This is a genomic window from Undibacterium sp. WLHG33, assembly GCF_049544815.1.
In the GTDB taxonomy this organism is placed as follows: Bacteria; Pseudomonadota; Gammaproteobacteria; order Burkholderiales; family Burkholderiaceae_D; genus Undibacterium.
Window position 1 is genome coordinate 1397789 of record NZ_CP186697.1, and the last position, 25823, is coordinate 1423611.

Annotated in this window: 21 protein-coding genes; 16 read left to right on the forward strand and 5 right to left on the reverse strand. The window is 51.1% G+C overall.

Translation table 11 applies throughout. The features are described 5' to 3' along the window. Nucleotides 1–6 precede the first annotated feature (6 nt). Nucleotides 7–5418, forward strand: a complete 5412-nt coding sequence (locus tag ACOTSW_RS06335; RefSeq protein ID WP_423681684.1) for a hypothetical protein — start codon at nt 7–9, stop codon at nt 5416–5418. Nucleotides 5419–5470: 52 nt separating this feature from the next. Here the strand turns inward: ACOTSW_RS06335 and ACOTSW_RS06340 are convergent, their stop codons facing one another. The 3 genes from ACOTSW_RS06340 to smpB all read right to left on the reverse strand — a co-directional run bounded on the left by ACOTSW_RS06340 (nt 5471) and on the right by smpB (nt 8427). Beyond that, nucleotides 5471–6835: an ATP-binding protein gene (locus tag ACOTSW_RS06340; RefSeq protein ID WP_423681685.1), complete on the reverse strand. Its 1365-nt coding sequence runs from the start codon at nt 6833–6835 to the stop codon at nt 5471–5473. An 18-nt stretch (nt 6836–6853) separates the two neighbouring features. After that, the gene (gene ompR / locus ACOTSW_RS06345) at nt 6854–7624 is read right to left on the reverse strand and encodes a two-component system response regulator OmpR (protein ID WP_423681686.1); all 771 of its coding nucleotides are present in this window, start codon (nt 7622–7624) and stop codon (nt 6854–6856) included. A gap of 353 nt (nt 7625–7977) precedes the next feature. Continuing rightward, nucleotides 7978–8427: an SsrA-binding protein SmpB gene (gene smpB / locus ACOTSW_RS06350; RefSeq protein ID WP_423681687.1), complete on the reverse strand. Its 450-nt coding sequence runs from the start codon at nt 8425–8427 to the stop codon at nt 7978–7980. A 111-nt stretch (nt 8428–8538) separates the two neighbouring features. Here smpB and ACOTSW_RS06355 point away from each other — a divergent pair, with 111 nt between their 5' ends. Then, on the forward strand, nt 8539–8970 hold the full coding sequence (locus tag ACOTSW_RS06355) for a type II toxin-antitoxin system RatA family toxin (protein WP_423681688.1): 432 nt from the start codon (nt 8539–8541) through the stop codon (nt 8968–8970). Continuing rightward, complete coding sequence (locus ACOTSW_RS06360) at nt 8963–9265, forward strand: RnfH family protein (protein ID WP_423681689.1); 303 nt, start codon at nt 8963–8965, stop codon at nt 9263–9265. The genes ACOTSW_RS06355 and ACOTSW_RS06360 overlap by 8 nt, the downstream gene beginning before the upstream one ends. A 24-nt stretch (nt 9266–9289) precedes the next feature. Here ACOTSW_RS06360 and ACOTSW_RS06365 read toward each other — a convergent pair whose 3' ends face one another. Continuing rightward, a complete protein-coding gene (locus tag ACOTSW_RS06365) occupies nt 9290–9790 on the reverse strand; it encodes a DUF4124 domain-containing protein (protein WP_423681690.1) in 501 nt (166 codons plus the stop codon). Nucleotides 9791–9896: 106 nt separating this feature from the next. On the opposite strand from ACOTSW_RS06365, the gene guaB reads away from it, so the two are divergent. Genes guaB through ACOTSW_RS06400 form a run of 7 tightly spaced genes read left to right on the forward strand, consistent with a single transcriptional unit; the run spans nt 9897 to nt 16584 of the window. Continuing rightward, complete coding sequence (guaB, locus tag ACOTSW_RS06370; RefSeq protein ID WP_423681691.1) at nt 9897–11357, forward strand: IMP dehydrogenase; 1461 nt, start codon at nt 9897–9899, stop codon at nt 11355–11357. A 28-nt stretch (nt 11358–11385) separates the two neighbouring features. Beyond that, the gene (locus tag ACOTSW_RS06375; RefSeq protein WP_423681692.1) at nt 11386–12432 is read left to right on the forward strand and encodes a GGDEF domain-containing protein; all 1047 of its coding nucleotides are present in this window, start codon (nt 11386–11388) and stop codon (nt 12430–12432) included. Between the two features lie 3 nt (nt 12433–12435). Next, entirely contained in the window at nt 12436–14028 is a 1593-nt protein-coding gene (guaA, locus tag ACOTSW_RS06380; protein WP_423681693.1) for a glutamine-hydrolyzing GMP synthase, read from the forward strand. Between the two features lie 3 nt (nt 14029–14031). Then, nucleotides 14032–14667, forward strand: a complete 636-nt coding sequence (gene queE / locus ACOTSW_RS06385; protein WP_423681694.1) for a 7-carboxy-7-deazaguanine synthase — start codon at nt 14032–14034, stop codon at nt 14665–14667. A gap of 7 nt (nt 14668–14674) precedes the next feature. Next, nucleotides 14675–15118: a 6-carboxytetrahydropterin synthase QueD gene (gene queD / locus ACOTSW_RS06390; RefSeq protein ID WP_186885486.1), complete on the forward strand. Its 444-nt coding sequence runs from the start codon at nt 14675–14677 to the stop codon at nt 15116–15118. Between the two features lie 23 nt (nt 15119–15141). Continuing rightward, nucleotides 15142–15657, forward strand: a complete 516-nt coding sequence (gene tadA, locus ACOTSW_RS06395) for a tRNA adenosine(34) deaminase TadA (protein ID WP_423682270.1) — start codon at nt 15142–15144, stop codon at nt 15655–15657. Between the two features lie 9 nt (nt 15658–15666). Next, nucleotides 15667–16584 (forward strand): LD-carboxypeptidase, encoded by a 918-nt coding sequence (locus ACOTSW_RS06400; RefSeq protein WP_423681695.1) that lies wholly within the window; start codon nt 15667–15669, stop codon nt 16582–16584. Nucleotides 16585–16701: 117 nt separating this feature from the next. Here ACOTSW_RS06400 and ACOTSW_RS06405 read toward each other — a convergent pair whose 3' ends face one another. Then, complete coding sequence (locus tag ACOTSW_RS06405) at nt 16702–18366, reverse strand: MFS transporter (protein WP_423681696.1); 1665 nt, start codon at nt 18364–18366, stop codon at nt 16702–16704. Between the two features lie 443 nt (nt 18367–18809). Between ACOTSW_RS06405 and ACOTSW_RS06410 the strand changes: the two genes are divergently transcribed. The 6 genes from ACOTSW_RS06410 to ACOTSW_RS06435 all read left to right on the forward strand — a co-directional run bounded on the left by ACOTSW_RS06410 (nt 18810) and on the right by ACOTSW_RS06435 (nt 25818). Next, the gene (locus tag ACOTSW_RS06410) at nt 18810–19988 is read left to right on the forward strand and encodes an acetyl-CoA C-acyltransferase (RefSeq protein WP_423681697.1); all 1179 of its coding nucleotides are present in this window, start codon (nt 18810–18812) and stop codon (nt 19986–19988) included. 148 nt (nt 19989–20136) lie between these two features. After that, the gene (locus tag ACOTSW_RS06415) at nt 20137–21954 is read left to right on the forward strand and encodes an acyl-CoA dehydrogenase (RefSeq protein WP_423681698.1); all 1818 of its coding nucleotides are present in this window, start codon (nt 20137–20139) and stop codon (nt 21952–21954) included. A 141-nt stretch (nt 21955–22095) separates the two neighbouring features. Next, a complete protein-coding gene (locus ACOTSW_RS06420; RefSeq protein WP_423681699.1) occupies nt 22096–22887 on the forward strand; it encodes an SDR family oxidoreductase in 792 nt (263 codons plus the stop codon). 2 nt (nt 22888–22889) lie between these two features. After that, the gene (locus tag ACOTSW_RS06425) at nt 22890–23354 is read left to right on the forward strand and encodes a PaaI family thioesterase (RefSeq protein WP_423681700.1); all 465 of its coding nucleotides are present in this window, start codon (nt 22890–22892) and stop codon (nt 23352–23354) included. A 148-nt stretch (nt 23355–23502) separates the two neighbouring features. Beyond that, a complete protein-coding gene (locus tag ACOTSW_RS06430; protein ID WP_423681701.1) occupies nt 23503–24807 on the forward strand; it encodes a serine hydrolase domain-containing protein in 1305 nt (434 codons plus the stop codon). Between the two features lie 9 nt (nt 24808–24816). Continuing rightward, a complete protein-coding gene (locus ACOTSW_RS06435) occupies nt 24817–25818 on the forward strand; it encodes an NADP-dependent oxidoreductase (RefSeq protein WP_423681702.1) in 1002 nt (333 codons plus the stop codon). Nucleotides 25819–25823: the final 5 nt, after the last annotated feature.

A 25823-nucleotide genomic window follows, 5' to 3' on the forward strand; every position in this document is an offset into this window, starting at 1 on the left:
TGAAGAATGGACAGCAATCAGTCATTATTAAATAAATTTTCTTTAGGGAATTTCTCCCTTGATCAGCGTATGGATCAGAAAGAAGATTTTTTATCTTCTCCTGATGATCTGGAGTCGAATTCCCGTATCGACGTCAAAGGCATACGCGAGGCGATTGCCCGTGTTGAAGCGGAAGCCCGCGCCACCGTAGCCTCTGAAACCCGTCTGAAAGCCGAGGCGCAGGCGCGTGCGATGGCAGAAGCCCGCGCGCAGGCAGAAGCCGAAGCCGCCGAACTGGCGCAGAAAAAATTACAGCTGGAACAGGAAGCTGCAGAAGCCAGCCGTGCCAGATTGCTCGCTGAAAAGCAATCGCAGGCCGCAGCTGCCGCCAGGATTGCGGCGAATGAACAGGAAGCACGTGAATTACAAGAGCGTTCCCAGATGGAAAGCCGTGCCCGTGCGCAATCTGAGCAACGTCTGAAGATAGAGCAGGAAGCCAGAGCACGTGCCGAAATGCAGTTCAAGGCTGAATCTGAAATTACGGCTAAAGCACAGGCGACAGTCAGTGAATTAAGCAAACAGACAGAAGCGGCCAAAAATTGGGCAGCAGAGCGTTTTGCCGCCTCTGAAAGTGCGCGTCAGCAAGCCGTTGAGCGCGCCCGAGCAGATGCCCGTATTGCGGAACTGGCACGCGAACGTGAAAAGCGTGAACGTGAAGCGCGTGAAACTGCAGAAATGTTGCTCAAGGTGCGCAGCGAAACACTGCAGGCAAGTAAAGAGCGTGATCAGGCTGAAGCGATGGCGCTGGAATGTGCGATCAACCGTGCTCCGGTCGAAGTCCGTGCCCGTGAAGATGCGCTGGCACGCGTGGCGATTGAACAGGAACAGGAAGCGATTGCACAGGCCCGCATGGAGTCCGAACGCCGTGCTGCTGAAGCGATTCAGATGCGTATGCAGGCTGAGCAGGAATTGTATGCTGCAGCCTCAAAACGCGAACAGGCAGAAATGATCGCGACTGCAACTGCGCAAGCACGCCGTGAAGCAGAAGATAAAATCCGCCAGGTGACCGAGTCCCGTATCCGCGCAGAACGCGAATTGCAATCGACGGCGATGCATCGCATTGAGAGTGAACAACAGGCGGATGCACAGACACGCGCTCGTCTGCAAGCGGAAGCAGAAGCCTCCGAAGAGGCGCGTCAGCGCCGTATCGCTGAACAGGAAGCAACTGAAGTCGCCCGTCAGCGTGCAGCGGAAGAACAGCGCGCTGCCAAGCTGGCAAAAGAACGCATGGAAATTGAACGTGTCGCGGTGCAAGCTGCCCGTGAGCAGGCTGATGCTGAACAGCAGGCGCTGAGCGCCAGTGCGTTTCAGGCAGAGTTACTCAAGCGCGCCAGTGCTGCAGCCGAACTGAAGGCGAAAAAGGCAGAAGAATTGCTGGCAGCAGAAAAACGTCGTGCAGAAGCAGAGCAAAAAGCAGCTAACGCGCTTGACGCAAAACTGCAGGCAGAGCGTCAGAAAGCAGAAGAAGCAGAAGCCCGTGCCAAAGCGGACGAAGCCCATGCAGAGTTGCTGCGTATGCAGGAAGCAGCTGAGCGCGCGGCACGCGTCGCGCAGGAAGCAGAATACGTGGCCGAAAAAATCGCACTCGAAAAAGCGATCGAGCAAGCGGAATTGCAGCAAAAAATGGCGGAAGCAACAGTCAAAAAGAGTAAGGATGTCAGCGAACTGTTGCGCGTTCAGCAGCAACTTGCTCAGGATGAGGCGAAAGCGATGGAATTACTCGATGAGAAACTGGAGGCTGAGCGTCGTCGTGCCGAGGCGGTACAGCAAATGCTGAAAACGGCAGAGGAAAAGCTGGCGCTGGAGCAGGCTGCTCAACTGGAATTAGAAGCCAAGCAACGCGCCGAAGAGGAAATGAAAGCCATTGCCGCGGCAAAAGAGCAGGCTGAGCGTGAACAAAGACTGGCGCTGGAAGCAGCGAATCAGGCTGAACTGAGCGCGCTGGAACAAGCAGAAATTCAAAAGGAAGTACAACGTAAAGCCGCTGCACTGGCATTGCTGAAATCGCAGCAAGCGATGGAAATGACGCGCGCTGAGCAGGTTCGTACCGAGGCGGAAAAACAGGCTGTACGCGCAGCGCAGGAGAAACTGGAGGCAGAAAAAGCCGCCGCAGAACAAGTGATTGCCCGTGCTCATGCTGACCGTCAGCATGTCAGCGTACTGCAGGCGCGTCAGCAGCAAGAGTCGGAGGCACGTGCCGCACGTCAGGCATTGATTCTGGCTGAGCAGACCCGTCTGCAAAAAATGCAGGAACACGCTGAATTGCAAAAACAGGCGGCCAGCGCGGCACAGGCGAAAGCTGCAGAAGCTGAAGAATTAGGTAAAACCTTGCGTCTGCGTGCGGAATCCGAGCAGAAAGCACTGAATCTGGTACAGGAAAAACTGCGGGCAGAGAAAAAATTAACCGAGGAATTGCAGGCGAAAGCGAAGCTCGAGCAGGAAGCACGTGACAAGCATCTGGCCCGTCTGGAAGCCGAACAGGCGCTGCGTATGGCAACAGAATTAAAGCTCGCAGAAGAAAAGAAACTGCTTGAGCAAAATGCGGCGCAGGCGCAGGCGGAACAGCAGGCAGCGCAGGCTGCAGCAGCGCGTGTGAAGGCAGCAGCGCAGATCACACGTCTGGAGCAGGAAAAGGCGCAGTCACAGCAACAGGCTGCAGCAGCGCTGGAACAACAGGCAAAGCTGGAGCATGAACGCACCGAGGCTGAAAAAGCGATGGCCAAAGCTGCGGCAGAAAAACTGACAGCAGAAAAGATCGCCCACACAGCAGCGCAGGCAAAGGCTGCAGCCGAACAGGAGCAAGCAATTGCTGCCGCTGAACGCGCCCGTGCCGAACAGGAAGCTAGTCAGATGGCTGAGGCGAAGCTGCAGGCAGAAAAAGCCTTGCAATTGCAGGCACAGGCGTATGCTGCCAGCCAGCAAAAAGCGCATCAGCTGGTGGTTGAAAAGAATCGTCGCATCGCGGAATTGGAACAAGTCGTACAGCAACGCTCTGCTGACGAAGCTGTATTGCTGGCAACAACAACAGCAAAATTGCAGGCGGAACAAAGCGCTCAGCAAGACGTACAAATCCGTCTGGCCAGTGAAAAGCAGGCAAATGAATTTGCTCAGGCTAATGCATACGCACAGCAAGTGGCACGTCTGGCCGGCGAAGCAACGCTCGCTGCAGAGCAGGCTTTACATCAGGAACTGGCTGCACACGCTGATGCGCAGAAGCTGATGGCAGAAATAGCACAACAGCGTGTGCAGCAAGAACAGCAATTACTGAAGGCGCAACAAGAGCGTATCGAGGCAGAACAGGCGCTGGTGGCAATGCTGACGGCGAAGCAAGAGGCTGAAGTTGCTGCAGCAGCGGAAGCGCAGGCGCGCCTGAATGCAGAAGCGGAGCAAGTGGAGTTGCTGGCAGCACGCAAAACTAGCGACGAAGAGGCACGCCTGGCCATAGAAAATCTGAATGCGAAAGAAAAGGAATGGCTGGCGCAGGCGGCTGAAGAGGCATTGATCAAGCGTCAGACTGCTGCCGCACTCGAAGAAAAAACTTCCTTGTTGCTGGAATCCAGCCGTGCAGAACAACAACGCCTGGCGACCGAGCAACAACTGAGTGAAGAGTTGCAAGCGAAATTACTGGCGGAACAACAGCAACAGCAAGCCCTGCAACAACGTTTGCAGGCGGAACAAGAGGCAGCACAGATCGCCGCCGCACGTGTTGAACAGGAGCAGGCGGCGGCTCAGGCGTCTCAATTGCAGCTGGAAACTGAGCAGGCCTTATTTGCGCAATCGGCACAACACGCTGAGGCGCAACGCACAGCGGCAGAGGCGATGGAAGCCAGACTGCGTGAAGCAGAAACACTGGCGCTGATCGAAAACCGGCGCGCGGCGGCTGAACTTGAAGAATTGGCCGCCATCGAACAAAAGATGCTGGCAGAACAAAAAGCACTGGCAGAGGCGGAACAGCGTCAGCAAGCTGAGCAGTCTTATCTGCAATTGTCTGAGATTCGTGCTCAGGCTGAGCAAGATGCGAACGTGGCGATGCAGATGAAACTGAGTGCAGAGAAAGAAGCGACAGAATTAGCGCAAATGCACGCGGCTGCAGAAAAAGAAGCAGCTGAACTCGCGCAGATGCGTGCTGATGAGTTGTTGGCATTACAGCAAATGGAAGCGCAAAAGGCTGAGCTTGCTCAGCGCGAAATTCAGGCAATACAACTGCAGAAGCAACGCGAACAGGATGAGTTGGACCTGAAGCAGCAGGCATTGACTGCGATCAACCAGAAAATGGAAGCAGAAGCACTGATCCTTAAAGCATCCGAGGAGAGATTGCAGATTGAGGCGGAACTGGCGAAACAAAGCCAGTTGCGCGCACAAAAGGCAGCAGAGGCAAATGCGGCAGAACAGGAAAAACTCGCGGCAGAACAGGCGCTGATCGCGGCATCTGAGTCACTCGCAGAACAAGCCAGAATGGCGACAGCCGAGATGAACGCCCGACTCGAACAACAACAGCAACTGGCAGAAACTGAAGCGCAAAGAATTGCAGCTGAGAATAAGCTGGCGCAGGAGGTTGCCGCTCGTTTACAGGCTGAACAGGCATTGCTGGCTGATTTGCAGCAACAGGAAGAGCAAGAGGCTGCGTTGGCTGATCTGATGCTGCAACGCCGTGCTGAACTGACATCGGCGAAAGCAGCGCTGGAACAAGCGAAGAAAAACATCCTGGCCTTGTCACCGGAAGAAGAGGAACTGGCTACGTTGCAGCAACAGCTCGCGCAACAGCAAGAGGCAATTGAACAACAGAAGCAAGCACGTCAGCAACAGCTTGAGTCACTGAAGGCACAGTTAATGGCAACACAGGCCGCATTGAAAGCGGAAACTGAGCAGGAAAATCTGAGTCTGGCGACAGAACATGCGCAGGCCGAACATCTGGCACAGGAATTGATTGCAAAATTGCGTAACAATCAGCAGCAAAGCGCCGAATGGCGTTTGCAGGCGCAGCAAATGTTGTCGAGCGCACCAGTGGAAGTTACTTACGACATCGCTCAGCAAGCAGAGAAAGATGCACAGGAGCGCTTCCGTCTGCGTTTGCGTCCTTCCGTACTGGCTGGCCTGATGTTGTGCGCAGGTGTTGCTGGCGCTGCTGGTTTCGCTAACTTTTCGACACCGATGTCGGTTGCGAATGCGATGGCGGCTAAGGCAGCTCCCGTGGTTGCCACCTCTGCAAACATTTCCACGCCGTCAGCCAGACTGAATAGTGGCATGCAATTAAGCTATGAACTGACTCCTTCTGCAAAGCAACATAAAAAATCTGCTGAAAGCGGCATTGCACAGCAGTCCGAACCTGTCGGAACCGACGACAAGTCTGGTTTACAGTTAGCGATGGCAGTGAAGTAGTAGAAGTAACTCAGAGATGAAACGAATAAAAAATCCCGCCTGGCGGGATTTTTTATTTGGATTTGAATTCAGGGAAAATCATAACGGCAACAAAACCTTTATGTTCATGGTTATAAATCCTCAGCCTGCCACGATGACGGCGGACTATTCGATCGACAATTGCCAGACCAAGCCCCGACCCGTTCGCCTGGCTGCGTGATGCATCGGCACGGGTGAACGGTTTCAGCAGGCGTCCGATGTCATCGTCACTAGGAGCACCTTCGCCGTAATCGCGGAAGCTGATCAGTACACCTTGTTTTTTCCCTTTGGTTTTGTGGCTGCATTGAATTTCAATCACGGTATTGAGCTTGTCGGGATTCTTGCCGTAACGACAGGAATTTTCAATCAGATTGCTGAAAAGTCGCCTGAGCTCGGTCGCATTTCCTGAAATATACATATCAGACGCAATTGCCGAGTGCAGGTGCAGGTAATTCACCCGTGAATATTCACGAATCACCTGTTTCAGCAGTTCGCTGATGTTCACCTGATCAAAGCGCAGACTGTCGATCGGTTTCGCATAATCGAGGAATTGATTGATGATGGCATCCATTTGCGATAAATCTGACTGCATGCCGGATCGTGCCTGTTCGTCCAGATTTGCCATTTCCACTTCGAGTTGCATGCGCGCGAGCGGCGTTCGCAAATCATGTGAAATACCAGCCAGAATGATGGTACGGTCGGCATCTATTCTTGCCAGATCCGCAACCATATTATTAAAACTGGCATTCGTTTCGCGGATTTCTTTCGGACCACGTTCAGGCAAAACTGGCGCCTGCTTGCCTTGTGCCAGTAATCTTGCTGCATTACTCAGACGGGATAGCGGGTCGTTAATGAACTTAGAAATAACCGCTGCACCCAGCAAGGTTATTAATAAGGTAGCAGAGATCCAGCTGATGACCGGTAGTGTGGTTGGCGGTTCCAGACGGTCTTCATCGAGTCGCAGCCAGTAATGATCGCCTTCAATCTCCAGGGTGATCCAGAATCCGTTGTTACCATTGACTGAACGGGCAAAATGAGTTTCCTTGCCTAGCTGCGCTCTCATCATTTCACTGAATTCTGTCAGAAATGCAGTGGGCTCCAGTTTTTCCAGTATATCGCTATCGTTACGCAGATAAAACCGTATTCCCTCGCTGTGAGCGAGATCCTGCAGTAGCTCTTGGCGTTTTTCAGGCGCGGCATGGGTCAGCGCAGTGCGTGTGATTGTGACGATGGAGGTGATCTGCGCGGTCAGTTGCTGTGCGCGGGGACTGCGTTCAAGGGTCTTGAAGCTGATGAACCATATCATCATGCTGGCCATCACAAGGATGGCCAGTAAAAAAAATGTACGCCAGAAAAGACCGCTGCGCAGCCATTCGAGACTATTCAGGTATGAGCGCATAAGTGATCAGCGCAAAAACTAATCCTTGCTGGCGTCCGGAATGAAAACGTAGCCGAGTCCCCAGACAGTCTGAATATACAGAGGGTTGGATGGATCTGGCTCTATCAGTTTTCTGAGACGTGAAATCTGCACATCCAGGCTACGGTCAAATACTTCATATTCGCGGCCTCGCGCCAGCTCCATCAGCTTTTCACGGGACAAAGGCTGGCGCGCATGGCGGGCGAAGACTTTAAGTACGGAAAATTCGCCAGTTGTCAGAGAAATCACTTCGTTGTTTTTTCTGAGCGTACGGGTACCGAGATCCAGCACAAAATCACCGAAAGCAAAAGTCTGCGGGCCTTCGGATGGTGCACCCGGTAATTCATCCGGTACTTTACGACGTAAAACAGCATTGATACGGGCGACCAGTTCCCTGGGATTGAACGGTTTGGGGAGGTAGTCGTCAGCTCCCATTTCAAGCCCGATAATACGGTCCACTTCCTCGCTTTTTGCTGTCAGCATGATAATCGGTGTTTTGTCTCCCGCACCCCGTAAGCGGCGGCAAATGGCGAGACCATCTTCACCCGGCAGCATTAAATCCAGCACCAGCATGTCATAACGTTCACGCATCCAAAGCTTATTCATTGTCTGTGCATTTTCAGCACCGACGACATGGAAACCTTGTTCGGTCAGGTAACGTCTTAGCAGCTCACGCAGTCTCAAGTCGTCATCGACAACCAGGATTTTTGCTTTAGGTGCGTTGCTGGCAGACGTTGGGGTATTCTCTGAAGGTGTTTGAAGGTTTGTCATATCCGTAATGGTACTGCCATCGTTGCCGCCTGGGAACAGACAGGCAGAGAGGATTACAAAGAGTTACATACTTTACTTCTCTGAGAGATGAATGACAATCGAATTAATATAAACGCAGATGGCAAACTGCGGTCAGTCAGACCGTGTTTATTCATTTTTAACGGAATTCAGAACAGGCAGTCACATAAGTCCGGAGGGCTTGAAATAAGGTTTTTTACCTGCGTGAATGAAATCAAATGCACTCTCGATAGTAAAATTATTGCGCCAAGTCTTACTTGACGCCTGACTGCCTGGCAACACTGCCAAATCATCGGTTCTTGGCCCGGGGGATCTGTGTTTTTGAATGATGGTGTTTAACGACGATGTTGTTTCATGATTTTTTGTTGTTCGCGTTGCCAGTCTTTTTCTTTTTCAGATTCGCGCTTGTCGTGTTGCTTTTTACCTTTCGCTAATCCTATCTGGCATTTGATTTTGCCATTGCTGAAGTGCATGTTGAGGGGCACCATCGTATAGCCGGATCGTTCGACTTTACCGATAAGTTTACTGATCTCCGCTTTGTTCAGCAGCAATTTACGTGTGCGTACCGAGTCAGGATGTATGTGTGTTGAGGCAGTCGGGAGAGCGCCGATGTGCGCCCCGAACAGAAAAATCTCGCCATTCCGCACGATCACGTATGCTTCTTTTAATTGAAGGCGTCCGGCACGAATAGCCTTGACTTCCCAGCCCTGCAACACCACACCTGCTTCGAATTGTTCCTCGATAAAGTAATCGTGGAAGGCTTTTTTGTTATCAGCAATACTCATGTAATAAGAAAGTTGGTTATCTTGCCGCTTCAAAATTTCTTATGATAATTTCGATACGGTGGCGACTCGGTTAAAATGCGAACCTGTGATTCTACCAAATGGTTTCTTTAGATGGCAGTCGTACATAAAACAGTTTTTATCGGATACAGCGCCGCACAAATGTTTGCACTGGTTGAACAGGTGGAAAAGTATCCTGAATTTTTACCATGGTGCGGTGAAGTCAAGGTAGGGGAGAGGACGGAAACGAATCTGACGGCCACTCTGGCGATCAACTTTCATGGCATCAGGCAGAGCTTCACGACGAAAAATATCAATCAGCCGCCGCATTCTATGCAGATGAGTCTTGTTGATGGTCCGTTTAAGCAGTTATCCGGGGGGTGGAAATTTACTGAACTCCGTTCCGACGCCTGCAAGATTGAATTTGACCTGAATTATGATTTTTCCAGTAAGTTGCTGGAACATGTGATTGGCCCTGTGTTCAGCAAGATTGCTAATAGTTTTGTAGATTCATTCTGCTCCAGAGCGGAGGCGATCTATGCCTGAGAACGACACTATCCGTGTGCAGGTCTGTTATTCTTCAGGCAGTGCTGTAAGTTTGCTCGATGTCGTGGTCCCGCTTGGGGCGAGCGTTGGTCAGGCGATTGATGTAAGCGGCATCCGGGATACGCATCCTGAACTGAGTCATGCCACATATAAAACTGGAGTCTACGGCAAACTTAAAGACGAGAGTGCAATATTGCATGAGGGCGACAGAGTGGAAATCTATCGCCCTTTACTCGCTGATCCTATGGAGGCCCGGCGGCGGCGTGCTAAGAAGCAGCAAAAGGCGGCTGCATAACAGCGATTGATGATGTTTATAGCACTACTGGCAGCCAGCTAACGCTTTTTTCACATCGGCAGCTTCTTTTTCTCTTTGAGCATCTGTTAAATAGTTGCGTTCTCCGTTTTTATCCGTGGTCGCGACGCGTTGCCCTGATTCAAGAACTTTTTGGTAGGATCTTGCTCGTTCGCAATTTTTTTGTTTATCAGCAGCGGCTTGTTGTTCTTCCGTTGCTTTCTTGTCTTTTTCGGCCTGTTCAGCGCGACGCTTGTTAAATTCCTCGTTTCTTGAGGATGTTGTCATCGGCTTTTGCGCTGCATTTACAGCGTCTTTTGATGCGCTTGCAGCGTCATTCGCTTCGGCGGGTCTTGTGGTCGATAATCCCTGCGATTTGATGATCCGGTTTTTTGGGGTCGATGCCGGAGGCGGGGTGTCTGAAAATTGTTTATTACCCTTTTCATCCACCCATACATATTGAGCCAAAGCGCTTGCACATGTGAGCGTCGCAATCATAAATCCGCTGATAAGCTTAAGGTTGAGCATGAAATCGTTCTTTCAAAGAGGACAAAAAGATGAGAGAGTTTTACACGTAGCGAGACTACTTCGCAAGTTTTCTGTATAATTCGCTTTTGCGCCTATAGGAAATAGTATGCGTTTACTTCAAAAAGCACTCACATTCGATGACGTGCTCCTCGTTCCGGCATATTCGGACATTCTCCCGAAAGATACCTCTCTTGCGACTAAATTGACGCGTAATATTCATTTGAATATACCGCTGGTTTCTGCCGCGATGGATACCGTTACTGAAGCCAGACTGGCGATTGCCATGGCGCAGGAAGGTGGTATCGGTATTATTCATAAAAACCTGACCGCCAAAGAGCAAGCGCGTGAAGTGGCGAAGGTGAAACGTTTTGAGTCAGGGGTGTTACGTGATCCGATCACGATTCCGCCCGGCATGAAAATCCGTGAAGTGATTGCCCTGTCTCAGCAACATGGTATCAGCGGTTTTCCGGTTGTTGAAGGTAATGTCGTTGTCGGCATTATCACTAATCGTGATCTGCGTTTTGAGCAGGAGCTGGATGCAGAAGCCCGTACCAAAATGACACCGCGCGAAAAGCTGGTTTATGTGAATGAAACCGCTGACCTTGCTGAAGCAAAACGTCTGATGAATAAACACCGCCTTGAGCGAGTTTTAGTTGTCAATGACGCGTTCGAGTTACGCGGTCTGATCACGGTGAAAGATATTCAGAAATCGACTGAGCATCCGTTTGCATCGAAAGATGAACATGGAAAATTGCGTGTCGGTGCGGCGGTCGGGGTTGGTGTCGAGAATGAAGAGCGTATCGATTTGCTGGCGAAAGCAGGCGTGGATGTAATTGTTGTCGATACTGCGCATGGTCACTCCAAAGGCGTCCTGGATCGTGTTCGCTGGGTAAAAGATCATTATCCCCACATAGAAGTTATCGGCGGCAATATTGCGACCGCGGCAGCTGCGCTGGCGCTGGTTGAACATGGTGCTGATGCGGTTAAAGTGGGTATTGGCCCTGGCTCTATTTGTACAACAAGGATTGTCGCCGGTGTCGGTGTGCCGCAAATTACGGCGATCGCAAATGTCGCGAACGCACTCAAGGGAACCGGTGTGCCATGTATCGCCGATGGCGGTGTCCGCTTCTCTGGGGATGTCTCGAAGGCGTTGGCTGCGGGTGCGTCAACGGTCATGATGGGCAGCATGTTCGCGGGTACCGAAGAAGCGCCGGGAGAAGTGATTCTGTTCCAGGGACGTAGCTACAAATCTTATCGCGGGATGGGTAGTCTGGGTGCGATGGCGGATGGTTCCGCTGACCGTTATTTCCAGGACTCTGCAAACAATGCAGATAAATTGGTGCCTGAAGGTATCGAGGGACGTGTGGCCTACAAAGGCAGCGTACTGGCAATTCTGTATCAATTAGTTGGTGGTGTCCGTTCGTCGATGGGATATTGTGGTTGTGCGACGATTGAAGACCTCCGGACGAAAGCAGAGTTTGTTGAAATTACTTCTGCCGGCATGCGTGAGTCGCATGTGCACGACGTGCAGATTACGAAAGAAGCTCCGAATTATCGCGCCGATTAATATCTGAACGATACGCCTGGGGTGTTGTATGTCTTTAAATTCGACAGATTTTGGTTTGACAACGCTTCAGGTGAATTCTGGCTTCAGCAAAATATTAGCTGAAAAATTTGAAGCGAAAATTGCCCGCTTTGAACGCGTCGGCATGGGGCTGTTTTCTGTCGCTAATTGTTTTGTAAGTTTTGGTCGCGTTACTGGCCGCTCAGGGCTTACAGAACACTCGATTACAGAAATGGAAGCCGCGTTTTCTGATGAGTTTCCTCTCAGCGAAGAGATAGTAGTGATCTCTGATCTGAGCGCCCATCATGAATTCGCGCAGCACCGCTTTGTTTCTGGGGTGCCATCAATACGGTTTTTCGTTTCGTTTCCGGTTTATGGTCAGGACGGAAAACTTGTCGCGTGTTTGCGCCTGCTCGACTATAAGCCGCATATATTCGATGATGAACAGCGCTTGTTGTTAGCTGATCTTGCGGTGTTGGTGGAGCGTGAGCTGGCATTAAGCGCGGTTTGCCAGAATCAGGTTGAGCTGATGAAGCAGAACCGGCGCCTGAAGCGGGATACCTTAGTGGATCCCTTGCTTGGCACCTGGAATAAACCTGCCATTGTGCGCTCGTTACGTCTGGAAATGGAGCGATGTGCGAAAGCTGGCAAACCTATGTCCCTGCTGTTTTTGCTGGCAGATCAGATTACGGAGTTGCGGGCAAAGCATGGAACAGTGCTCGCTGATCAGATACTCGTAAGGATGGTGAGCCGTATTCGCTCATGCATTCGTCCGTTTGATGCTTTAGGGCGGTTTGACAATGATCAGTTTCTGATTGTACTGCCCGGAGCATCTCATCTGGTGGCGATGGCAGTTGCAGAGCGCATAAGATTGACAATCAAGATGCATTCGGAATGGATAGAGAATGCGGGGATTTCATTGACGGTTTGTATAGGATTAGCATCGACCGATGTGCACCGCGATGAGGATCCGGAAATATTAATCAGCTTAGCTGAAAAAGCCCTGCTTTCTGCAAAGCGAGCAGGAAACAATACTGTTGTACAGGCTATGCCCGGGCAACCTGACATGATGATTTGATTTATGCACTCAAAAATTCTTATTCTCGACTTTGGATCCCAAGTCACTCAACTGATCGCTCGCCGCGTCCGCGATTCCGGTGTCTTTTCTGAGGTTCATCCTTACGACGTCAGTGACGAATTTATCCGCAATTACGGCGCTGCAGGCATCATTTTGTCCGGCGGTCCGAATAGTGTGACTGAAGGCGATACCCCACGTGCGCCGATGGCGGTATTTGATGCCGGCGTACCTGTGCTGGGGATTTGTTATGGTATGCAAACCATGGCTGAACAGCTTGGTGGCAAAGTAGAAAATGGTCTGGTGCGCGAATTTGGCTACGCGGAAGTCCGCGCCCGCAGTCATACAGCCTTGTTAAACGGTATTAACGATTTCGTGACACCAGAAGGTCACGGCATGCTGAAGGTTTGGATGAGCCACGGCGATAAGGTCAATGAAATGCCACCGGGTTTCAAGCTGATGGCATCCACCGATAATTGTCCGATTGCTGCGATGGCAGATGAAGAGCGTCGTTTCTACGCCGTTCAGTTCCATCCTGAAGTCACCCACACCGTACAAGGCGAGGCAATCATTGGCCGTTTTGTGCATGAAATCTGCGGCTGTAAATCTGACTGGAATATGCCGGATTACATCGCCGAAGCTGTGGCTGCAATCCGCGCACAGGTTGGCAGCGACGAAGTTATTCTCGGCTTATCCGGTGGTGTTGACAGCAGCGTTGCTGCTGCGCTGATTCATCGCGCGATCGGCGATCAGCTGACTTGCGTATTTGTCGATCATGGCTTGCTGCGTCTTGATGAAGGCAAAATGGTGATGGATATGTTTGCCAAAAACCTCGGCGTCAAAGTGATTCATGTGGATGCGACAGCACAGTTCATGGGGCATCTGGCCGGTGTTACTGATCCTGAAGCGAAACGCAAAATTATTGGTCGTGAATTCGTCGAGGTGTTTCAGGCAGAGTCGGCCAAGCTGAGTAATGCCAAATGGCTGGCGCAAGGCACGATTTATCCGGATGTGATCGAAAGCGCTGGTAAGGGTAAAAAAGGTTCGCACACGATCAAAAGCCATCACAACGTCGGTGGCTTGCCGGATACATTGAATCTGAAATTGCTGGAACCACTGCGCGAATTATTCAAAGATGAAGTCCGCAAGCTCGGTGTTGCGCTGGGTCTGCCGCATGGCATGGTGTATCGTCATCCGTTCCCTGGACCCGGTCTTGGTGTGCGTATTCTCGGTGAAGTTAAAAAAGAATTTGCTGATCTGCTGCGTAAAGCGGATGCTATTTTCATTGAGGAGCTGCGTGCTAATTTCGTCGATCCACAAGCTGAAAATCCAGTCAGCTGGTATGACGCGACGAGTCAGGCATTTGCGGTGTTCCTGCCGGTGAAATCAGTCGGCGTGATGGGCGATGGCCGCACCTATGATTACGTGGTGGCATTGCGCGCGGTACAGACGCAGGATTTTATGACGGCACACTGGGCACATCTGCCGCACGAGTTGCTTGGCAAGGTCTCGAACCGAATTATTAACGAAGTACGTGGCATCAATCGTGTTGTCTACGATATTTCTGGCAAACCGCCTGCAACAATTGAGTGGGAATAAGACGTGACATACAGCGTCAAAGAAATTTTTTACACTTTGCAGGGCGAAGGCAATCATGCCGGTCGCCCGGCAGTGTTTTGCCGTTTTTCCGGCTGCAATTTGTGGACAGGCAGAGAAGAAGACCGTGCATCAGCGATCTGTCAGTTTTGTGATACAGATTTCGTAGGCACTGACGGTATTGGTGGTGGTAAATTCAAATCGGCTCAGAACCTGGCAGCGGTGATTAATGCCTTGTGGCCAGCCTCATACACTGCCTGCAAATATGTCGTGTTCACCGGCGGGGAGCCGTTGCTGCAACTTGATGCCGCGTTAATTGATGCAATGCATGCTGCCGGTTTTGAAATTGCGATTGAAACCAATGGCACCTTGCCGGTGCCTGAGGGTATTGACTGGGTCTGCGTCAGTCCGAAAATGGGTTCTGAACTTGTGGTTCGCAAGGGAAATGAAATCAAGGTCGTGATTCCGCAAATCGGTCAGGATATGGCGACATACGGCAATCTTGATTTTGAACATTACTTCGTGCAAGCGATGGATGGCCCGTTAAGAGACGATAATCTGCGCCGCGCGATAGATTTTTGCAAACAGCATCCGCAGTGGAAGCTGAGTTTGCAGACACATAAACTTCTACAAATTCCTTAAGCTTTACATGTTAACGATTACCCGAAAAATGGAATTCGATGCAGGTCATCGTATTCCCGATCACAGCAGTCAGTGCCGTAATTTGCACGGTCACCGCTATACTTTACAAATCACGCTGACTGGCGATGTGGTGCAACAGGACGGCGAATCCGATAACGGCATGATTATGGATTTTGGCGATATCAAGGCGCTGGCGAACCAGCATCTGGTTGGTCTTTGGGATCATTCCTTTATCGTTTATGAAAACGATCATGTGATCAAGAATTTTCTTGCGCAGCTTCCTGATCATAAAACAGTCGTGATTGATCGCGTTCCTACCGTTGAAAACCTTGCAAAGATTGCTTTCGATATTCTTAAAGATGTCTATCATGATCGCTTTGGTCGTAGTCTGAAACTAACCAAAGTGACTTTGTACGAAACGCCTAATTGCTGGGCAGAGATAGACGGTTGATCGTGACTGACGCGTTGACGACCATGCAAGCTGAGTCGGATATTCCATTTATGCGTCTGGCTTACGAGCAGGCCAAGCTCGCGTGGGAGGCGGGGGAAGTGCCGGTCGGTGCTGTAGTGGTAAAAGACGGTGTAGTGATCGCAACGGGCTATAACCGGCCGATTGTGGATCATGACCCTACCGCACATGCCGAGATCATGGCCTTGCGTGCTGCTGCAGAGGTGCTCGGCAATTACCGCTTACCCGGGTGTGAGTTATACGTCACATTAGAACCTTGTGTGATGTGCGCCGGCGCGATGATGCATGCGAGATTATCGCGCGTCATTTTTGCCGCTCGGGATCCTAAAACCGGTGTCGCCGGATCACTAATGAATATCTTTGATCAGACGCAGTTGAACCACCATACTCAGGTGACACAAGGCGTGCTCGCTGACGACTGTGCGACATTGCTAAAAGACTTTTTTGCCAACCGTCGTCAGGCAGCGGCGGCACAGAAATTACAAGCCAGGGCGAGCGCATCGTCCTTTACTTCTGAGTAGCGGAACCCCATGCAATTCATACTTCCAAAATTAAAGACGCCGCTTGGTATTGCAATTGTTGCGCCAAGTGGTGCACCTCTTGATGAGGCGGCGGTTGTCCGTGGAATCGATATTTTGCGACAACAAGGTTTTACGGTACACAACTATTACCAGCCAGAGCAACGATTTCAGCGTTTCGGTGGCAGTGATGAGCAACGCTTAGCGCAGTTGCATGCCGCAGCGAGTAACCCGGATGTCAGTATTGTGATGGCATTGCGCGGTAGTTATGGTTTTTCGCGTTTATTGCCTCATCTTGACCTCGACTTTCTGGCGAATAGTGGCAAGGTGTTTGTTGGTTACAGTGACTTTACGGTGATGCATCAGGCCATGCTGGCGCGAGGCAGACTGAGCGTTGCCGGGCCTATGCTGTATGGCGACTTCGGTTGTGAGCACTTATCCGACTACACCTTATCTCAGTTCATACAGTGCATTTCTCAACAGCGGCATCAGCTCATGTTTGCTTGCTCCGAAACCGGAGCAATCGATGTGCAGGGCCGCTTGTGGGGAGGTAATCTGGCAATGCTGACGCATCTGGTAGGAACACCATACTGGACCGAGATTGAGGACGGAATATTGTTCCTCGAAGATATAGGCGAACATCCTTATCGTGTAGAGCGCATGCTGTTGCAAATGCATTTTGCAGGAATTCTTGAAAAGCAAAAAGCGATCGTGTTGGGCGATTTTTCCGGCTATCAACTGGCGGTGCATGACCACGGCTATGATTTTTCTGAAATGCTCAGTTACATACGCAGCGTTGTTAAGGTTCCGGTAATTACCGGTTTGCCGTTCGGCCATATTTCTGATCGTGCCAGTCTGGTTGTCGGTAGTGCAGCCACGTTAAAAGTTGCGAATCAGCAGGCTCAACTCAGTATGGAATATCAGTTTTAAGTCTGTTGCACAGGTGCAGCGGAATTTATCGTGACAGAAAAAAAACCGCCCGGATTATCGGGCGGCTTTCTTATTTTACCGGTAGGTTATAGCGCAATTACTTGCCCGTTTTCAGACTTAGTCGTCTGCGTAAATATCGTTATCCTTAGTTTCTTTGATGAACAATGCACCAATCACAAATGTCACCAAAGCGATCACGATCGGATACCAGAGACCGTAGTAAATATCACCTTTGAATGCGACCAGTGCAAACGCCGTGGTTGGTAACAGACCACCGAACCAGCCGTTACCGATATGGTATGGCAGGGACATGGAAGTGTAACGGATACGGGTCGGGAACATTTCTACCAGCATCGCTGCGATAGGGCCGTACACCATCGTGACGTAGATCACGAGGATAACCAGTAATACCAGTACCATAGGTTTGTCGATCTGCTTTGGATCTGCTTTTGCAGGATAGCCAGCAGCTTTGATCGCATCAGCCAGTTCTTTAGAGAATGCTTTGTCTTTTGCTGCCGCTTCTTCTTTTGGCAAACTTGTTGCGTTGAAAGAAGTGATGACTTTGTCACCGACTTTAACGGAAGCAGTCGTGCCGGCTGGTGCAACTTCATTGGAATAGTTCACTGATGCTGCCGCCAGTTTCGCTTTCACGATATCGCAGGAAGAAGTGAATTTCTTCGTACCTGTTGGATTGAACTGGAACTGGCAATCAGCAGGATCAGCCGTCACAACCACTGGTGCATTTTTCAATGCAGATTCCAACGCTGGGTTGGCATAGTGTGTCAGCGCATTAAAAATCGGGAAGTAAGTTACTGCAGCAATCAGGCAGCCAGCCAGAATGATAGGCTTACGACCAATTTTATCGGACAGCGCGCCGAACACGATGAAGAAAGGCGTACCGATGACCAGAGAAGCGGCGATCAGCAAATTCGCTGTTGCGCCATCGACTTTCAGTGTCTGTTGCAGGAAGAACAGTGCATAGAACTGACCTGTGTACCAGACCACTGCCTGACCAGCTGTCAGACCAATCAGAGCCAGGATAACGATTTTCAGGTTTTTCCACTGACCGAAAGATTCAGTCAGAGGCGCTTTAGACGTTTTACCTTCGGCTTTCATTTTCGCGAATGCTGGTGATTCGTTCATCGACAAGCGAATCCAGACGGAAATCGCGAGCAGGAACACAGACACCAGGAAAGGAACGCGCCAGCCCCAGGATGAGAACTCTTCTTCGCCGATAGCCTGACGAGTGCCGAGAATCACCATCAATGACAGGAACAAGCCCAGTGTTGCTGTGGTTTGTATCCAGGCAGTGTAAGCACCGCGCTTGTCATGCGGGGCATGTTCTGCAACGTACGTTGCCGCACCGCCGTATTCGCCACCGAGTGCCAGACCTTGCAGAATACGCAAAGAGACCAGAATAATCGGTGAAACAATGCCCCAGCTGGCGTAGCCAGGCAGCAGGCCGACGCAGAAGGTGGAGCCACCCATGATCAGAATCGTGACCAGGAAAGTGTACTTACGACCGATCATATCGCCAAGGCGGCCGAATACCAACGCGCCGAAAGGGCGGACGATGAAGCCGGCGGCGAATGCCAGTAAGGCAAAAATGAATGCCGTGTTCGGATCGGTGCCCGCAAAGAATTGCTTAGCAATGATGGCCGCCAGTGAGCCATACAGATAAAAGTCATACCATTCAAAAACGGTCCCCAGGGAAGATGCAAAAATTACTTTGCGCTCTTCCGCTGTCATTCCGCTTGACGTTGCAATAGGTGCTGTCGCCATGCTTGTCTCCTGATTTATGTTTTATATATATAAAGTATGTCGGCAAAGCCTGTCATGGGTCGAAATAGAACTTCTGACATTTTTTGCACAACTTGAGTGTGCAAGCTGAAACTTACGGCATGCTTTCTTCAAACTTACAGAAACTTACAAGAGTGAAAATATTTCCCCCTTTTTTTAAAGCAAAAAGCAGGATGAAAATAAGCTGAAAATTTTGCGAACGGTCGTACTAAATTATGCTATTCTGCTTCGCAAGCAATCTGTTTCGCTTCTGTTTTGACTTGCAAAGTCAGGTTCTGATGCTGGCCGTGTGCAAGAAAGGAATGTCGGAAAGAGCGGTATTCGCAAGTGTATTACCTGCTCAGGTTGTGCAGATCGGTTTTTCAGTAGTCAGTTTTTAGCAATACTTGAGAATTACTTAAAATTCAACTCACAGGAGACACCACATGAATGATGCAGTTATTGTTTCTACCGCCCGCACTGGTTTAGCCAAATCCTGGAAAGGGGCTTTTAATATGACGCATGGCGCCACAATGGGTGGGCATGTGTTGGCCGCAGCGATTTCACGCGCCGGTATTGATTCAGCGGAAGTGGAAGACGTCATCATGGGGTGCGCGACACCTGAAGGTGCGACTGGTAGCAATATCGCTCGTCAGATCGCATTGCGTGCTGGTTGTCCGGTCACTACCGGTGGCATGACCGTAAATCGTTTTTGCTCCTCCGGTTTGCAGACGATCGCGATGGCAGCGCAGCGCATTATTGCCGGCGAGGGTGATATTTATGCTGCTGGTGGCGTTGAGTCGATTTCCTGCGTACAAAATGAAGCGAACACGCACATGCTGGTGGAACCCTGGTTGAAACAGCACAAGCCAGAAGTTTACTGGCCGATGTTGCAGACCGCAGAAACAGTCGCCAAACGTTACAACATTTCCCGCGAACGTCAGGATGAATACGGTGTGCAAAGCCAGTTGCGCGCAGCCGCTGCGCAGGCGGCTGGTTTGTTCAATGCTGAAATCGTACCGATGACAACCACCATGGGTGTGGCAGATAAAGCAACTGGCATGCTGGTGACACGTGAAGTCACGATTGCAGCGGATGAAGGAATACGCCCGGACACAACACTGGAAGGCGTATCCAAAATCCGTTCCGCGGTTCCTGGTGGTGTGATTTCTGCTGGTAATGCAAGTCAGTTTTCCGATGGTGCCTCTGTCGCGATCGTCATGAATAGTAAAGTCGCTGAAGCCAAAGGCTTGCAACCGCTGGGTATTTTCCGTGGTTTTGCGGTTGCTGGCTGCGAACCGGACGAGATGGGGATCGGGCCAGTGTTTGCGATTCCAAAACTGCTGAAAAAAGCCGGACTGAAAGTCGAAGATATCGGTCTATGGGAATTGAATGAAGCATTCGCGGTACAAGTTTTGTATTGCGCCGACAAGCTCGGTATTCCTATGGACAGACTGAATGTCAATGGCGGCGCGATTGCGGTCGGCCATCCTTACGGTGTGTCCGGTGCGCGTCTGACCGGTCATGCCTTGATTGAAGGTAAGCGCCGCGGTGTGAAGTATGTGGTCGTGACGATGTGTATTGGCGGCGGACAAGGCGCAGCCGGTTTATTTGAAGTCGTCTGATAAAGTCTGGTCTTGGAGGTTCATGTGAGCCGGTGTCGCTGATACTGTCTCACATGGACTGTTTTACGGTCTGATCTGATGAACGAGCAAATTGACGACACTGTTCAATGTCTGATCACCAATTTCCCGAAACTTCACCAAAACTGCCATGTCATCCAAAATTCTATCCCGTCGCGATCTCGATTTTCTGTTGTACGAATGGCTGAATGTCGAATCCCTCAATCAACGCCCGCGTTTTGCCGAGCACAGTCGCGAAACCTTCAACGCAGCGCTCGATACCTGCGAACAAATCGCCACCGACTTATTTGCCACCCACAACAAGAAAAGCGACCAGAATGAGCCGCATTTCGACGGCGAAAAAGTGCACATGATTCCTGAAGTCAAAACTGCGCTGAACGCGTTTCGCGATGCAGGTCTTCTGGCAGCCGGTCAGGACTTTGATTTCGGCGGTATGCAATTACCTTGCGTGGTTGAAAAAGCTGGCTTTGCCTACTTCAAGGGTGCCAACGTCGGCACGGCATCCTATCCGTTTTTAACGATAGGCAATGCTAATACCTTGTTGAAATGCGGCACACCGGAACAAATCGAGTTGTACGTCAAACCGATGCTGGAAGGACGGTTTTTCGGCACCATGTGTCTGTCTGAACCGCAGGCCGGTTCCAGCTTATCCGATATCGTCACCCGTGCTGAACCACAAGCCGATGGCAGTTTCCGACTGACCGGTAACAAGATGTGGATTTCTGCCGGTGAGCATGAGCTGTCAGAAAATATTATCCATCTGGTGCTGGCGAAAGTGCCGGATGAAAACGGCAAACTGATACCCGGCGTCAAAGGTATTTCCTTGTTTATCGTTCCCAAATTCGTGCTGGACGAGCAGGGTAATCCGGGCGAGCGTAATGATGTCGTGCTGGCTGGTCTGAATCACAAAATGGGCTATCGTGGCACGACGAATTGCCTGCTGAATTTCGGTGAAGGCAAGTTTAAGCCGCAAGGTAAAGCTGGTGCGATCGGCTTCCTGGTTGGTACTTTGCATCACGGGCTTGCGAATATGTTCCACATGATGAACGAAGCCCGTATCGGTGTCGGTCTTGGTGCGGTGATGCTGGGTTATACCGGCTATCTGCACGCGCTGGATTATGCCCGTAGCCGTCCGCAGGGGCGCGCACCGCTGAACAAAGATCCAGCAGCACCGCAACTGCCTATCATTCAGCATACCGATGTGAAACGCATGTTGCTGGCGCAAAAATCGTATGTTGAGGGTGGTCTGGCGCTGACCTTGTACTGTGCACGTCTGGTCGATGAAGAGCGCACCGGCACCACGCCGGAAGCGCGGAAAAACGCCAGTCTGTTGCTGGAAATCCTGACACCGATCGCTAAATCCTGGCCTTCGCAATGGTGTCTGGAAGCGAATAATCTGGCGATACAAGTACATGGCGGTTATGGCTATACCCGTGAATACAACGTCGAACAATTTTACCGCGACAACCGTCTGAATCCGATTCATGAAGGAACACACGGCATTCAGGGACTGGATTTACTGGGGCGCAAAGTTGTGATGCTGAATGGCGCAGCGTTGGAAGCGCTGGGTGCTGTGATACACAAAACCCTGATGCAGGCCGCGACCCATCCCGAGCTCGCAGATTACGACAAATATCTGGCGCGTGTGTTGCAGCGCGTAGCCCAGGTCACGAAGCAGTTGCATGCCTGTGGTGACATCAACAAAACACTGGCAAATGCCTCGATATATCTGGAAGTATTCGGCCATACCGTAATGGCCTGGATATGGCTGGAGCAGGCGTTGCAGAGTCTGCATAAGGAAGATGCACATGATGCTGACTTTTATGCCGGTAAGCTGCAGGCGTGTAAGTATTTCTTCCAGTGGGAATTGCCGAAGGTCCATCCGCAACTGGATTTACTCGCCAGCATCGATACAACGACCTATGACATGCAAGATAGCTGGTTTTAATACTCCCGAGAGTATATTTTAAAGCCCAATGAATATAAGGAGATAAAGGGGATTTTTAAGGATACTCCCCCCTTTATCCTCTTTTTATCGCATTTTCAGAACAAATGCCGGCATTAGTTCCGGCAATAACGGAGACGATCGATGAGCACAGCACGTACAGTTCAGCAATTATTTAATCTGAGTGGTAAAACCGCTCTGATCACAGGTGGTTCCCGAGGTCTGGGGTTGCAAATGGCCGAAGCGCTGGGTGAGCAGGGCGCCAGCATCGTTTTATCGTCGCGCAAGCAATCTGATCTGGATGAAGCCGTTGCACACTTACACAGCCGTGGCATTCAGGCCAGCGCGATTGCTGCCGATTTATCCAAAGAAGAAGCGGTGACGTCACTGGTGGATGAGGCATTAAAACGTCTTGGGCATATCGATATTCTGATCAATAACGCTGGCGCCACCTGGGGCGCACCGGCGGAAGATTATCCGGTCGATGCCTGGGATAAGGTGATGAATCTGAATATCCGCAGCATCTTTTTGCTGTCACAGGCAGTTGGTAAACGTTCCATGATTCCGCGTAAATCCGGGCGTATTATCAACGTCGCTTCGATTGCCGGTCTGGCAGGGAACGCGCCGGGAACGATGCAGACGATTGCGTACAACACCTCGAAAGCGGCGGTGATCAACTTCACCCGCACACTGGCCGGTGAATGGGGTGTCCACGGCATTACCGTGAATGCGATTGCTCCGGGATTTTTTCCATCCAAAATGACCAAGGGCGTACTCGAACATCTGGGCGAAGAAAAAATCGCCAAAGAAGCACCTTTACAGCGCATCGGTGATGACGAGGATCTGAAAGGAGTCGCCCTGTTGTTTGCGTCGGATGCCGGCAAACATATCACCGGACAGACGCTGGCGGTCGATGGCGGTGTGTCGGCGGTGTAAGCATGAGCAGCGAAACTTCAACAGCGCAGCCGTTGCAGCAGCCGAGCCAGACCTTGAATCCTTTTCTGCATGATCTGGGTGTCGAATTTCTGGAAATGGAAGACGGTCACGCCAGGCTCTCGCTTGATCTGACGGAACGCCACATGAACAGCTGGCAGATCACGCATGGCGGCGTCATCATGACCATGCTGGATGTGGTGATGGCGATGGCTGGTCGCTCACTGCATGAAGATCTGAAAGGGGTTGTCACAGTAGAAATGAAAACCAGTTTTCTGCAGCCGGGCGGTGTCGCCGGCGGCCGCATCGAGGCGCGTGGTAAGGCTTTTCATCAATCGACGACGATGTGTTTTTGCGAAGGCGAAGTCTGGAATGGCGACAGGCTCGTTGCCAAGGCGATGGGAACGTTTAAATATCTGCGACGTCTTAAGTCAGGTGAGAACATGAAGAAGTTATACGGCAGTGATTAGGCGTTTTCGATTGCGTGAATGAGCCATTGAGATACGGGGCGAAGAAACCTGATCTCATGTGCTGGCTGAATTTCAGTAAAAAATAGAAAGTAAAAACAGAAAAGTAAAAGCAGTGCTTGCAAGTCCAATTAAAAAAACAGGAGACAACATGCAGCAGACTTTCACCACCACGGCGCTGGCAACGATACTGGGCGTGCTTTGTATCAGCAGCGCCATCGCCCAGAGCAGCTTGCCTGACCCAGCTGCCACCGACCCTCAAAAACTGGGCTGGATGCAGGGATTCCCACCCGCGCCGGACAAACTCGTTCAGTTTGCCAATGGCAGCAGCTACCAGTTTCCGCGTACCCGCTGGTCATTCTCACATTCCCGCGAACTGGGACCGACTGCTAACGTCTGGCACGGGGCCGGACCTGTTTCAGTATTGCCGCAGGCATTGCAATCACTTGATGATCTGCGTTTTAAGGACGATAAAAATACTGAAATGCGCTGGGCCGATATGCTCGTCAATACCTATACCGACAGCGTACTGGTCATGCATAAAGGCAAGGTGATCTACGAAAAATATTTCGGTATCAGCAAACCTTATCTGCCGCATATTGCGATGTCGGTCACCAAATCTTTTGTCGGTACCTTAGCGGCCATGCTGGCAGCGGAAGGCAAAATCAACCCGGCTGATCCGGTGACGAAATATATCCCTGAGCTGAAGGACAGCGCGTACGCAGATGCGACGGTGCGTCAGGTCATGGATATGACGATCGGTGTGCAGTATTCGGAAAATTACGCTGATCCGAAAGCCGAGGTTTGGGATTACGCACGCGCTGGTGGTTTGCTGCCGGCTGCGCCGGGTTACAGCGGGCCTAAGAATTTTTACGATTTTCTGACCAAGCTGAAAAAAGAAGGCGAACACGATCAGGCCTTTGCTTACAAGACGGTGAACGCAGAAGTGCTGGCGTGGATAGTTCGCCGCGCGTCCGGTCAGTCTTTAGCTGAACTGATGTCGGAACGTCTGTGGCAAAAACTCGGCGCAGAAAACGACGCCTATTTTGCGGTCGATAGTCTGGGCACAGAGCAGGGCGGCGGCGGTCTGAATCTGACCCTGCGCGATATGGCGCGTTTCGGCGAAATGATGCGTAACGGCGGTCAGTTTAACGGACAGCAGATTATTCCTAAGGAAGTGGTAGCCGATATCCGCAAAGGCGGTGATCCGGCAAAGTTTGCGCAGGCCGGCTACAAGATGCTGCCCGGTTACTCATACCGGAATATGTGGTGGGTAGGACACAGTAGTCATCAGACCTTTGAAGCGCGCGGCATTCATGGCCAGCGCATTTATATTGATCCGGTGGCTGAAATGGTCATCGTTAAATTTTCATCCCACCCCATCGCTGCGAATGGCGCGAGTGACCCTGTCACTTATCGTGCGTTTCAGGCGCTGGCTAATCATTTAATGAAGTGAGATTTATTTATGTCTTCTACTTATCAACGTATTGTTTTAGCTTCCCGTCCACAAGGTAACGTCAGGGCAGACAATTTCCGTCTTGAGACTTTGCCGCTACCAGAAATCAAGGATGACGAGGTATTAGTCCGCAATCATTTCTTATCGCTCGATCCGTATATGCGTGGTCGTATGGAGGAAACGAAAAGCTACGCTGCGCCACAGCCTTTAAATGAAACCATGATAGGTGGCACGGTAGGCGAGATCATCGCCAGCAACAATCCGCGCTTCGCTGTCGGCGACAAAGTGTTGGGCATGCTGGGCTGGACTGAGATGGCGGTATCCGACGGCGCATTGTTGCGCAAACTCGATGCGTCGTCGCCTATTCCTTTATCGGCTTATCTCGGTGCGGTGGGTATGCCGGGCCTGACCGCATGGTATGGGCTGACACAAATTATGCAGCCGAAAGCCGGTGAAACTGTCGTCGTATCAGCTGCCAGCGGTGCAGTTGGTAGTGTGGTCGGACAATTGGCAAAGCAAATGGGTTGCCGCGTGGTTGGCATTGCCGGTGGCGCTGAAAAATGTGCTTATGTGGTCAATGAGCTGGGCTTTGATGCCTGCGTTGATTATAAAGCAGGCAATCTGGAGGCGGATCTGGCGGCAGCGACACCGGATGGGATTGACGCTGTTTTTGAGAACGTTGGTGGCGAAGTGTTTGATGCGAGTCTGGCGCGTATGAATCCGTTTGGCCGTATCGCCATGTGCGGCATGATTTCCGGCTACAACGGTGAGCCGATTGCTATTAAAAATGCGCGTGTATTTCTGACCATGCGTTTGACAATGCGCGGTTTCATTGTATCGGAGCACATGGATTTGTGGCCGCAGGGTCTGAAAGAACTGGGGACGCTGGTGGCGACCGGAAAACTGAAATTCCGCGAATCCATCGCTGAAGGTATCGCGCAAGCACCGGAGGCATTTATCGGTCTTCTGAAAGGCCAGAACTTTGGTAAGCAGCTCGTTAAGCTGAGCTGAAAAAT

Coding starts and splice junctions, on each gene's coding strand:
- ACOTSW_RS06425 (WP_423681700.1), top strand. CDS start 22,890: ATGAGCAGCGAAACTTCAACAGCGCAGCCGTTGCAGCAGCCGAGCCAG.
- ACOTSW_RS06430 (WP_423681701.1), top strand. CDS start 23,503: ATGCAGCAGACTTTCACCACCACGGCGCTGGCAACGATACTGGGCGTG.
- ompR (WP_423681686.1), bottom strand. CDS start 7,624: ATGACAAACCTTCAAACACCTTCAGAGAATACCCCAACGTCTGCCAGC.
- guaB (WP_423681691.1), top strand. CDS start 9,897: ATGCGTTTACTTCAAAAAGCACTCACATTCGATGACGTGCTCCTCGTT.
- queD (WP_186885486.1), top strand. CDS start 14,675: ATGTTAACGATTACCCGAAAAATGGAATTCGATGCAGGTCATCGTATT.
- ACOTSW_RS06360 (WP_423681689.1), top strand. CDS start 8,963: ATGCCTGAGAACGACACTATCCGTGTGCAGGTCTGTTATTCTTCAGGC.
- ACOTSW_RS06405 (WP_423681696.1), bottom strand. CDS start 18,366: ATGGCGACAGCACCTATTGCAACGTCAAGCGGAATGACAGCGGAAGAG.
- ACOTSW_RS06340 (WP_423681685.1), bottom strand. CDS start 6,835: ATGCGCTCATACCTGAATAGTCTCGAATGGCTGCGCAGCGGTCTTTTC.
- smpB (WP_423681687.1), bottom strand. CDS start 8,427: ATGAGTATTGCTGATAACAAAAAAGCCTTCCACGATTACTTTATCGAG.
- ACOTSW_RS06410 (WP_423681697.1), top strand. CDS start 18,810: ATGAATGATGCAGTTATTGTTTCTACCGCCCGCACTGGTTTAGCCAAA.
- ACOTSW_RS06375 (WP_423681692.1), top strand. CDS start 11,386: ATGTCTTTAAATTCGACAGATTTTGGTTTGACAACGCTTCAGGTGAAT.
- ACOTSW_RS06355 (WP_423681688.1), top strand. CDS start 8,539: ATGGCAGTCGTACATAAAACAGTTTTTATCGGATACAGCGCCGCACAA.
- ACOTSW_RS06435 (WP_423681702.1), top strand. CDS start 24,817: ATGTCTTCTACTTATCAACGTATTGTTTTAGCTTCCCGTCCACAAGGT.
- ACOTSW_RS06365 (WP_423681690.1), bottom strand. CDS start 9,790: ATGCTCAACCTTAAGCTTATCAGCGGATTTATGATTGCGACGCTCACA.
- ACOTSW_RS06335 (WP_423681684.1), top strand. CDS start 7: ATGGACAGCAATCAGTCATTATTAAATAAATTTTCTTTAGGGAATTTC.
- tadA (WP_423682270.1), top strand. CDS start 15,142: ATGCAAGCTGAGTCGGATATTCCATTTATGCGTCTGGCTTACGAGCAG.
- ACOTSW_RS06420 (WP_423681699.1), top strand. CDS start 22,096: ATGAGCACAGCACGTACAGTTCAGCAATTATTTAATCTGAGTGGTAAA.
- ACOTSW_RS06415 (WP_423681698.1), top strand. CDS start 20,137: ATGTCATCCAAAATTCTATCCCGTCGCGATCTCGATTTTCTGTTGTAC.
- ACOTSW_RS06400 (WP_423681695.1), top strand. CDS start 15,667: ATGCAATTCATACTTCCAAAATTAAAGACGCCGCTTGGTATTGCAATT.
- guaA (WP_423681693.1), top strand. CDS start 12,436: ATGCACTCAAAAATTCTTATTCTCGACTTTGGATCCCAAGTCACTCAA.